The following is an 8,413-nucleotide window of genomic DNA, read 5'->3' on the forward strand; positions in this document are numbered from 1 at the left end:
GCTCCCAGGCCCGCGGCCTGATCGCGGCCCTGCACGACCGCCTGCTGCCCGCGCTGGACAGCCCGCCCAGCCTGGAGCAGCTGGCCGCGGAACTGGGCATGAGCCCCGCCACCCTCAAGCGCCGCCTGGCCCTGCACGGCACCCATTACCAGGCCGAGCTGGACCAGCTGCGCGCCCTGATGGCCCTGTACCTGCTGCAGCTGCGCGGCCAGCCCAACGAGGCCGTGGCCCAGGCCCTGGGTTTCTTCGACGGCGCCAACTTCCGCCGCTTCTTCAAGCGCTGGACCGGCCTGCTGCCCAGCGCGGTGATGCGCTGAGCGGTGGCGCGAGGCCGACACTCAAGCCTCGAAGGGCTCGCTGGGCGTGCCCTGGTGGAAGCGCATCTGCCAACCCGCAACGGGCTCGTAGCTCCAAATTGAACAGCGATTGCTGTGCTGCCGTAAGGAGCCATCGGCTTGGCGATGCGCGCTGCGGTAGGTCAGCAGGCACACGCCATCGGCCAGCATCTGCAGCTCGAAGTCCTGGGCCTGCACGCAAACCTCCACGCTTTCGGCGGTGAGACGGGTCAGGATCTCCTCGCGGTTGTAGCGCCGGCCGGATCGGCCATGTTCGCGAAACGCGGGATGCAGCAGCTGCTCCAGCCGCGCACGATCCTGCCGCGTGGCCAGGCCGTGCAGCTCGCACTCCAGCCGCCACAGCAGATGGCGCTGGGCCTCGTCCAGCGCCATCACGGTAGCCTCATCTCCGCCAGCCGCCAGCCGATGAGGCCCTGGCGGTGCAGCACCAGGGCAATCGGCTCCTCGCCGTCGCCTTCGCGCCGCAGGCTGAACACAAAGCGACCCAGGCTCTCGTAGCCCATCTCGGTATGCAGGCGGGGTCGGCCATCCTCGCGTGTGGCCGGCGGCTCGCGGCCGCCGGGCAGGCTCAGGGGCGACTCGCCTTGCAGGATGCGCCCCAGGGTCTCGGGTGTGATCAGCACATCCACCATGGGCCCCAGCAGGGCGGCGGCCACGGCCGCGCCCATGGCGGCGGCGGGCGTCGGGTCGCCGCGCTCATTGCGCTCGCGCCCGGCCAGGCGGTCCTGCACACTGAGCTTGAGGCTTTGGCGCAGGGCCGGAAAGTCCACATGGGCGGCCAGGGCCTGGGCATCGCGCTCGCGCGCCGCCTCACGCATCTGGTGCACGGTGAGATAGGGCGTGGCGTACAGCGCCAGCCCCGCCATCAGGACCAGGGCCAGCAGGGCGGTCTTGAGGGGCCGGCGTGTCTTGCTCATCGTTCCGACAGTGCAAGCTTGAGCCCGAAGCTCAGGAACAGGGCCCCAATGGCCCGGTTCAGCCACTGTGCCAGGGCCCCGCCCACACGCAGACGTGCGCTGGCGAAAGCCGTGGAGAGGGCCAGGAAATGGCACCACAGCATGCCGTTGAAGTTGAAGATAGCCCCCAGCACGATGAAGGCCAGGGCCTTGTGCGGCGCGTCCGGCGCGATGAACTGCGGCACAAAGGCCAGGAAGAACAGGGCCACCTTGGGGTTGAGCACATTGCTCAGAAAGCCCTGGACGAAGATCTTGCGCAGTGGCAGGGCCACGCTGGCTGCCGCCACCCCGCCGGTGGACGCCGCCTCACCACCCTGGCGCCGCCGCGCCAACAGCATCTGCAGGCCTATCCACACCAGATAGGCCGCGCCCACCCACTTGAGCAAGGTGAAGGCCCAGCTGGACGCCGCCAGCAGGGCCGAGAGCCCCAGGGCCGCCGCCAGCACATGCACGCAGGTGCCGGCGCCTATGCCCAGCGCCGCGGCCGAACCGGCCCGCCAGCCCTGGGTGGCACTGCGCGTCATGATCAGGATGGAGTCCGGCCCCGGCGCGATGTTCAAGAGCAGGCCAGAGACGATGAAAAGCGGGAGATCGTGGATGCCGAGCTGCATGGTGTGGCCAGCATAACCGCGGCTGCCATGCGGCGGCGGCCGAAGCCCTGCCACTGGCACCCGGCGCCTGACGCTTCACGCCGCCGGCTTGCCCCTCGTCGCAAGCCGCTGGGCGCAAGAGACCGCGACGCGCACAGTCCACTCATCGACAGCCACAAGCACCACGACAAAGGAAACGCCATGATCATCAGCAACAGCACCGCCACCGACAGCCTGAGCCGCGAAGACGCCCAGCTGCGCCGCCAAGCGCGCCGCCGCGTGGAGCTCAAGCTGGGCTGGCTCAAGCACGCCACGATCTTTGTGCTGGTGAACCTGGGCCTGTACCTGCTGGGCGATGGCCAGCGCTGGACCCAGTTCCCGCTCTGGGGCTGGGGCCTGGGCTTGTCCATCCACGGCCTGGTCACCCTGATGGCCCTGGGCGGCGGTGATCTGCGCGAGCGCATGCTCAGCAGCGAGCTGGCACGGATGAAGGCCCGCGGCTGAGCGGCACTGCGGGCCGCAGTCGGCGCCGACCCGTTACTTCATCGAGTGCAGGCCCACCTTGTTGCCCTCGGTGTCAATGAAGTGGGCGAAAAAGCCATAGCCATTGCCGATCTCGGTCTTGGGCACGGCAACCCGGCCTCCCGCGCCTTCGACACGTGCCAGCATCAGCGCCAGATCGTCTCCGCCATTCAGGTACACCAGCGTGCCACGGTCGGACGGCTCCCCGCCCTCACCGTGCACCAGGGCCCCGCCCACGGCCTCGGGGTCGCTGGACAACATGCCCAGGGTGAGCGGGCCCATGCTCATGGGCTCGATATTGATGCCCAGCACCGTCTCGTAAAAGCCCTTGGCGCGGGCGAAGTCGGTGACGGGGATCTCAAACCAGTCCAGTGCGTGTGCCATGCGGCTTGCTCCGGGTTTCGGGTGGGCTTGCAGCCTAGCACCGGGTGAGCTGGTTGGCGCGGCCTTGTCCCCTATCCAGGCGCCACTCTCGCGGCCCGGTGGGCCGAGCCGCAGCCCACTCAGGGCGCTCGCTGCACCGGCACATCGACGCGCCGCTGCAGTGGGTAACGCTCAGCCAGGGCTCGCGCCTCCTCACGCCGACGCTCGAACTCGGCATCGCTGTCGAAGCTGAAGGCGCCCGCCGCCGGTTCGCAATCGCTGGCCTCACAGCGCAAGAGCAGGCTCGACGACTGGCCGACCCGGAGTTCCGGCAGCCGGCTGCGGCCCGGCCCCGGGCAGCGGTACTCGGCTTCGGTATAGCGCAGCGTCAGCCGCCGACCCACGGCCAACTCGCCGCGCAGCACCCCCTCCACCTGCACTTGCGCCCGCACATGCTGCAGGGCCGGGCAGCCGTTGCCCGGCTCCTCACGCCGCTCGATGGTGAGCACGGTGGCCTGAAGGCTCAGCGGCGCGGCCGCCCGCTCTCTTGAACCCTTCTCCAGCCGCTCCAGCAGGGCCTGGGCTTCGTAGGCCGGAGCCATGGCCGCCCAGGCCAGGCAGGGCCCAAGCAGGCCCGGCAAGAGGAGGCACAGCAGCGGAATACGGCGGACCGGCTTCATGGGCGAAACTCCCGGCATGGCATGAAGATTTCAACAAGGCTCGGCACCGATGCTAACGTCACGCGGCCCCCAAGGGCGCGTCAATCGGCAGCCACGGCCGGCCAATCCCAAGCCGCGATGGAGACCCTCCCGTGCATATGAACAAACGCCACAAGCCCGGGCGCCCCACGCTGGGGCTGCTCCTCACGCTGCTCTGCCTGGGGGCGGGGCCCGTCTGGGCCGACAAAGCCGTGCCCCTGGATCCCCGCCAGGCCGCGGCCCTCTGGCAGGACGGGCGCTGGCTGGCCTTCCAGGCCGCCATGAAATCCGGCCTGAACATGCGCTGCGAGATTCCCCCGGCGTCCGCCACGCTTGCCCGTGAGATCACACACCAGCCCCCCACCGATGCCCGGAGCGCGTCGGCGCCCGCCAGCTCCGACTGGCGCTCACGACACCACGAGATGCTGCTGCCCTGTACGGGGCAGCAGGGGCTGCGCGCCCTGCGGATCCGGGCCGAGTATCTGCCCGCGGTCTCCGAGCCCCTCAATCTGGAGCTGGGCCTGCTGTTCGAGCGTTGATCCCGCTGCGCCTCGATCGCGTCACAGACGCGCCAGCTTGCGCAGCGCGTCCTGCATGGCGGCATCGGGCCGGCCCAGGAAACGTGGCTCCCGCCCGCTGCGCAGCAGCAAGCCCCAGGCCTGGGAGGTATCGGGCGCGAAGATGACGTAAAAGAGATTGGCCCCGCAATCATGGGTCTTGCACACCATATGGCCGCGGTAGTGCCGCCCCTCGATCACAACATCGTCCTCGGGCGCGGTCGGCCCACGGCGGGTCTGCGCGTAGTTCGAGAGCCAGGCATCCAGATCCCGCTCGCCCTTGAGCATGGCGCGCCAGGCCCGGGCATGGCGCGGCTCGTTGAGCAACTCGGACAGATAGGCCTCGGACTCCGCAGGGGACTGCTGGGCCATGGCGGGGGCACCCAGCCCGCTGGCCATCACCAAGACCAGAAGGGCGCCGGCCTGAAACCGGCACCGACGGACGGGTTGAGTCTTCTGCATATCGGGCTGTTCCGCCATCAAGGGTTGGCACAAAGCCCCGCAACAAGCCAGACTCCGCCTCCCTGCATTGTCGCGCCACCTCCTTGGCGTCCTTGCAAGCGCAGCAGCGGTCAAGCCACAGGCTCTGCGCCCGCGTCGATCCACGCCGTTGGCTGACCATCCGTCGCAAGCGCCTGGGTCGCAACAAGGGTGCCCGGCAAGATGCGCTCATCGCCCGCCACCGCGGGCACAGCATCCACCGCGACCCAGGAGACCGAGATGAACAGCACCCTGCACAACAGCCAGCCCGACAGCAGCCAGGGCTGCGAAGCCCAGGCCCAGCAACAGCAGGCGGAGCGCCAGCTGCTGCGCCAGGCGCGCCGCCGCGTGGACCTCAAGATGGGCTGGCTCACGCACGCCAGCGTCTTCGTGCTGGTGAACCTGGGCTTTGCGCTGCTGGGTGACGGTCAGCGCTGGACCCAGTTCCCGCTCTGGGGCTGGGGCCTGGGCCTGGCCATCCACGGCCTGGTGACCCTGTTGGCCCTGAACGGCGGCGGCCTGCGCGAGCGCATGCTGGCCAAGGAGCTGGAGCAGCTCAAGAGGCACAAAGCCCAGCCATGATCGAGGCCAACCCTGTGCTCTAAGCCCCTTCCGGGTTCAGGCACCATCGGTCACGGCAGGGAGTGGCTTGCCATTGAGCAGCAGCTCAAGCCCTGGGTTGACCTCTTGCACAGCGCCCAGCCACTTGGCAAGGGCAGCCACGTCCATGGGTTCAGCGGCAAGCGCGGCCAACACTTCTCCGGCAAGGCAATTGCCGGTTTCAAGGTTTTGCTCGTCGACAAGCTCGTGCGCGAGGAGCTCGCCACGCTCGAAGCGCAGACGAAGCGTCTGCATCGGTTTCCGGACTGTGACATCCAGGCTCGCGCACAGCTGGTTCAGCAGCGATATACCCAGTCCCTGCAGCTGTACCGGCGGCGAGTCCGTACGGCCAAACGGAAACGCCAGATGCCCATAGATGAAGTCCAGGTATGGCGCGCCCTCGACCGTGCGAGAGACGGCATGCCCTCGCCCATCGTCGGAAACCGAGAACTCGGTACCGGAACAGTTCACGACAATACGCCTCGCGTGTCCGAGCTGATGCTCGCCGAGCGCATACAGCACGAGGGTCTGCACGATCCGCAGGGGTAAGTCGAGTTCGGTGCGATTCAAGACATATCGAGGCGGTTTTGAGACGCCCCATTGTCGCCGCAGACTGTTGGACAGTCCGGCATCAAGGCCTGGGTTGGGAAAGGCCGGCGCGGTGCAGTGGGGGGCGAACCTATGCGCCTGCCAAAGCCCTGCGCCGGCACCACGCTGTGGCTTTGGGCAAGATACGGCTTCCGCTTTACAGCCAGCCGCCCACCGCCGCCATGACCCTCAAGCTGTCACCCGCCTGCTGTCTGCTGATCTGTGCCGCCGCCCTGTCCGGCACACCGGCCCTGGCCCAGACGCCCGCTCCCCGCCATGTGGAGACCGTGGCCAGCGGCCTGGAGCGTCCCTGGGCCCTGGCCTTTCTGCCCGGCGGTGACTTCCTGGTGAGCGAGAAGCCGGGCGCCCTGCGCGTGGTGAGCGCCCAGGGCCGCATCGGGGCGCCGCTCACGGGCCTGCCGGCCATCGAATTCGCGGGCCAGGGCGGCCTGCTGGATGTGGTGCTGGACCGCGACTTCGAGCGCAGCCGCGCCCTGTCCTTCTGCTTCACCGAGGCGGGTGCGGGCGCCGACAAGGGGCGCAATGGCACGGCCCTGGCCCGCGCCACGCTCAAGGCCGACCGCACGGGGCTGGAGCAGGTGCAGATCATCTTCCGCCAGGCACCCAAGATGGAAGGGCGCCACCACTTCGGCTGCCGCATCGTGGAGTCGGCCGATGGGCAGAGCCTCTTCCTGACCCTGGGTGAGCGCTTCACCGGCATGCAACGCGCCCAGACCCTGGACAACCATCTGGGCAAGGTGGTGCGTGTGCTCAAGGACGGGCGCCCCCACCCGGACAACCCCTTTGTGAAAACCGCCGGCGCCCTGCCCGAGATCTACAGCCTGGGCCACCGTCACCCCCAGGGCGCCCTGCTGGACGCCACCGGCCAGCTCTGGATCCATGAGCACGGCCCCCAGGGCGGGGACGAGATCAACCGCGTGCTGCCTGGCCGCAACTATGGCTGGCCCCTCATCACCTATGGCGAGAACTACGGTGGCGGCAAGATCGGCGCCGGCATCACGCACAAGGACGGCCTGGAGCAGCCGGTGTGGCAGTGGACGCCTTCCATCGCCCCCTCGGGCTTTGCCCGCATCAGCAGCAGCGCCTATGGTGCCGACTGGCAGGGCAGCTATGTGGTGGGCGCGCTCAAGTTCCGCCAGCTGCAGCGCGTGAGCCTGGATGCCGAGGGCCGCATCGTGGGCAAGCCCCAGGTCTTTGCCCAGGACATCGGCCGCGTGCGCGATGTGCGTGAAGGCCCCGATGGTCTGCTCTATGTGCTGACCGAGGACGAGCCCGGCCGCCTCCTGCGCCTCAAGCCTTGATCGCCACCCTGCTGCTGGCCCCGGCGGTGGCCCTGCCGCCGGTGCAGATCAGCGGCGGCCTGCGCGCCGGGCCGCTGCTCGAAACACCGGCGGCCGTGGCCCTGCTGGATGCCCAGGCCCTGGCCCAGAGCGGTCCGGGGGTGCATCTCAGCGAGTCCCTGGGGCGGATGCCCGGCGTGTGGGCGGCCGATCGCGGCAATGCCGCGCCGGATCTGCAGCTCAGCGTGCGCGGCTTCGGTGCGCGCGCCAGTTTCGGCGTGCGGGGTCTGCGCCTTTTTGTGGACGGCTTGCCGGCCACGGCGCCCGATGGCAGCGGCTCCGTGAGCCATTTCCCGCTGGATGCGGCAGCGCGGCTGGAGCTGCTGCGCGGCCCCTTCAGCGCCCTGCACGGGGTGCACAGCGGCGGCGTGCTCAGCCTGCACACGCGCGCACCGCAGGGCGGACCCACGCGCTGGCAGGGCGATATCTGGGCCGCCAGCGATGAGCAGCAGCAAGTGCGCTTGCAGGCCGAGGGCGGCGCCACCAGCGCGCCCTGGCGTCTGGGTCTGGCGCATTGGCGCAGCGCGGGCCAGCGCCCGCAGTCCCAGGCCGAGCGCAGCCTGCTGGACGCGCGCTGGGACTTTGTGCCCGGCTGGAGCGCCCGCCTCAATCTGCAGAGCCAGCCGGCCGAGGATGCGCTGGGCCTGAGCCGCGCCCAGTGGCTGAGCGATCCCGAGGGCGTCACGCCCGCGGCCCTGGCCTTCAACAGCCGCAAAAGCCTGCAGCAGCAACAGCTGGGCCTGAGCGGCCGCTGGGGCGGGGGCTGGCAGCTGCGCAGCTGGCTGCTGGGCCGGCAGGTGTGGCAGTGGCAGGCCCTGCCGGTGGCCAGCCAGCTGCCGCCCAGCCACCCCGGCGGGGTGATCGCGCTGGAGCGGCGGCAGCTGGGTGCCGACCTGCGCCACGAGGGCCCCGTCTGGACCCTGGGCCTGCAGCTGGACACCCAGCAGGAGCAGCGGCGCGGCTATGAGAACTTCATCGGCCCCAGCCTGGGCGTGACGGGCGCGCTGCGCCGCGACGAACGCAACCAGGCCCTGGCGGCCGAGGTCTATGTGCAGGGCGAACACCGGCTGAGCCCGGACCTGGTGCTGCACACCGGCCTGCGCCTGGGGCAGCAGCGCCTGCGCAGCCAGGACCGCTTTCTGAGCAATGGCGACGATGGCGGGCGGGCCCGCAGCCCGGTGGCCCTGCCGGCCCTGGGTCTGGTGGGCCGCCTGGCGCCCCAGACCCGCTGGTTTGCCAGCCTGGGCCAGGCCCGCGAAACGCCCACACTGGCCGAGCGCGCCTACCGGCCCGACGGCAGCGCCGGCCTGAACACCGCGCTGCGTGCCCAGCGCAGCCAGCA

13 protein-coding genes are annotated in these 8,413 nt (G+C 69.9%); 6 read left to right on the forward strand and 7 right to left on the reverse strand.

Annotation, left to right across the window (positions count from 1 at the left end):
* A partial coding sequence (locus ACK5F2_RS06445; protein WP_409863607.1) for a helix-turn-helix transcriptional regulator occupies positions 1 to 317 on the forward strand: 317 nt, incomplete at its 5' end.
* A 21-nt stretch (positions 318 to 338) separates the two neighbouring features.
* Here the strand turns inward: ACK5F2_RS06445 and ACK5F2_RS06450 are convergent.
* From ACK5F2_RS06450 to ACK5F2_RS06460, 3 genes are read right to left on the reverse strand one after another with little or no spacing between them, the layout of a single operon-like run.
* Positions 339 to 728, reverse strand: a complete 390-nt coding sequence (locus ACK5F2_RS06450; RefSeq protein WP_409863626.1) for a DUF4440 domain-containing protein — start codon at positions 726 to 728, stop codon at positions 339 to 341.
* Complete coding sequence (locus ACK5F2_RS06455) at positions 728 to 1,273, reverse strand: DUF2939 domain-containing protein (protein WP_409863609.1); 546 nt, start codon at positions 1,271 to 1,273, stop codon at positions 728 to 730. The genes ACK5F2_RS06450 and ACK5F2_RS06455 overlap by 1 nt, the downstream gene beginning before the upstream one ends.
* Positions 1,270 to 1,923, reverse strand: a complete 654-nt coding sequence (locus tag ACK5F2_RS06460; protein WP_409863610.1) for a LysE family translocator — start codon at positions 1,921 to 1,923, stop codon at positions 1,270 to 1,272. Before ACK5F2_RS06460 ends, ACK5F2_RS06455 begins: the two co-directional genes overlap by 4 nt.
* A 180-nt stretch (positions 1,924 to 2,103) precedes the next feature.
* Here ACK5F2_RS06460 and ACK5F2_RS06465 point away from each other — a divergent pair, with 180 nt between their 5' ends.
* On the forward strand, positions 2,104 to 2,406 hold the full coding sequence (locus tag ACK5F2_RS06465; protein ID WP_409863612.1) for a 2TM domain-containing protein: 303 nt from the start codon (positions 2,104 to 2,106) through the stop codon (positions 2,404 to 2,406).
* Positions 2,407 to 2,439: 33 nt separating this feature from the next.
* On the opposite strand, the gene ACK5F2_RS06470 is transcribed toward ACK5F2_RS06465, so the two are convergent.
* Positions 2,440 to 2,808 (reverse strand): VOC family protein, encoded by a 369-nt coding sequence (locus ACK5F2_RS06470; RefSeq protein WP_409863614.1) that lies wholly within the window; start codon positions 2,806 to 2,808, stop codon positions 2,440 to 2,442.
* A 119-nt stretch (positions 2,809 to 2,927) separates the two neighbouring features.
* On the reverse strand, positions 2,928 to 3,467 hold the full coding sequence (locus ACK5F2_RS06475; protein ID WP_409863615.1) for a hypothetical protein: 540 nt from the start codon (positions 3,465 to 3,467) through the stop codon (positions 2,928 to 2,930).
* A gap of 131 nt (positions 3,468 to 3,598) precedes the next feature.
* Here ACK5F2_RS06475 and ACK5F2_RS06480 point away from each other — a divergent pair, with 131 nt between their 5' ends.
* Positions 3,599 to 4,024, forward strand: a complete 426-nt coding sequence (locus ACK5F2_RS06480; protein ID WP_409863617.1) for a hypothetical protein — start codon at positions 3,599 to 3,601, stop codon at positions 4,022 to 4,024.
* A gap of 21 nt (positions 4,025 to 4,045) precedes the next feature.
* Here the strand turns inward: ACK5F2_RS06480 and ACK5F2_RS06485 are convergent, their stop codons facing one another.
* Positions 4,046 to 4,414: an Ivy family c-type lysozyme inhibitor gene (locus tag ACK5F2_RS06485; RefSeq protein WP_409863618.1), complete on the reverse strand. Its 369-nt coding sequence runs from the start codon at positions 4,412 to 4,414 to the stop codon at positions 4,046 to 4,048.
* Positions 4,415 to 4,762: 348 nt separating this feature from the next.
* Between ACK5F2_RS06485 and ACK5F2_RS06490 the strand changes: the two genes are divergently transcribed.
* The gene (locus ACK5F2_RS06490) at positions 4,763 to 5,104 is read left to right on the forward strand and encodes a 2TM domain-containing protein (RefSeq protein WP_409863620.1); all 342 of its coding nucleotides are present in this window, start codon (positions 4,763 to 4,765) and stop codon (positions 5,102 to 5,104) included.
* Between the two features lie 36 nt (positions 5,105 to 5,140).
* On the opposite strand, the gene ACK5F2_RS06495 is transcribed toward ACK5F2_RS06490, so the two are convergent.
* Complete coding sequence (locus ACK5F2_RS06495; protein ID WP_409863622.1) at positions 5,141 to 5,692, reverse strand: hypothetical protein; 552 nt, start codon at positions 5,690 to 5,692, stop codon at positions 5,141 to 5,143.
* Positions 5,693 to 5,892: 200 nt separating this feature from the next.
* On the opposite strand from ACK5F2_RS06495, the gene ACK5F2_RS06500 reads away from it, so the two are divergent.
* The gene (locus ACK5F2_RS06500) at positions 5,893 to 7,032 is read left to right on the forward strand and encodes a PQQ-dependent sugar dehydrogenase (protein ID WP_409863624.1); all 1,140 of its coding nucleotides are present in this window, start codon (positions 5,893 to 5,895) and stop codon (positions 7,030 to 7,032) included.
* Positions 7,029 to 8,413 (forward strand): TonB-dependent receptor domain-containing protein (locus tag ACK5F2_RS06505; RefSeq protein WP_409863625.1); only part of this gene is annotated, 1,385 nt, incomplete at its 3' end. The genes ACK5F2_RS06500 and ACK5F2_RS06505, both read left to right, overlap by 4 nt.

This window comes from Roseateles sp. (assembly GCF_046300915.1).
Taxonomy (GTDB): Bacteria; Pseudomonadota; Gammaproteobacteria; order Burkholderiales; family Burkholderiaceae_C; genus Kinneretia.

What these genes read in the sequence shown, in the direction of transcription:
- ACK5F2_RS06455 (WP_409863609.1), bottom strand. Translation starts at nt 1,273, where the DNA reads ATGAGCAAGACACGCCGGCCCCTCAAGACCGCCCTGCTGGCCCTGGTC.
- ACK5F2_RS06450 (WP_409863626.1), bottom strand. Translation starts at nt 728, where the DNA reads ATGGCGCTGGACGAGGCCCAGCGCCATCTGCTGTGGCGGCTGGAGTGC.
- ACK5F2_RS06500 (WP_409863624.1), top strand. Translation starts at nt 5,893, where the DNA reads ATGACCCTCAAGCTGTCACCCGCCTGCTGTCTGCTGATCTGTGCCGCC.
- ACK5F2_RS06470 (WP_409863614.1), bottom strand. Translation starts at nt 2,808, where the DNA reads ATGGCACACGCACTGGACTGGTTTGAGATCCCCGTCACCGACTTCGCC.
- ACK5F2_RS06485 (WP_409863618.1), bottom strand. Translation starts at nt 4,414, where the DNA reads ATGGCCCAGCAGTCCCCTGCGGAGTCCGAGGCCTATCTGTCCGAGTTG.
- ACK5F2_RS06475 (WP_409863615.1), bottom strand. Translation starts at nt 3,467, where the DNA reads ATGAAGCCGGTCCGCCGTATTCCGCTGCTGTGCCTCCTCTTGCCGGGC.
- ACK5F2_RS06465 (WP_409863612.1), top strand. Translation starts at nt 2,104, where the DNA reads ATGATCATCAGCAACAGCACCGCCACCGACAGCCTGAGCCGCGAAGAC.
- ACK5F2_RS06490 (WP_409863620.1), top strand. Translation starts at nt 4,763, where the DNA reads ATGAACAGCACCCTGCACAACAGCCAGCCCGACAGCAGCCAGGGCTGC.
- ACK5F2_RS06460 (WP_409863610.1), bottom strand. Translation starts at nt 1,923, where the DNA reads ATGCAGCTCGGCATCCACGATCTCCCGCTTTTCATCGTCTCTGGCCTG.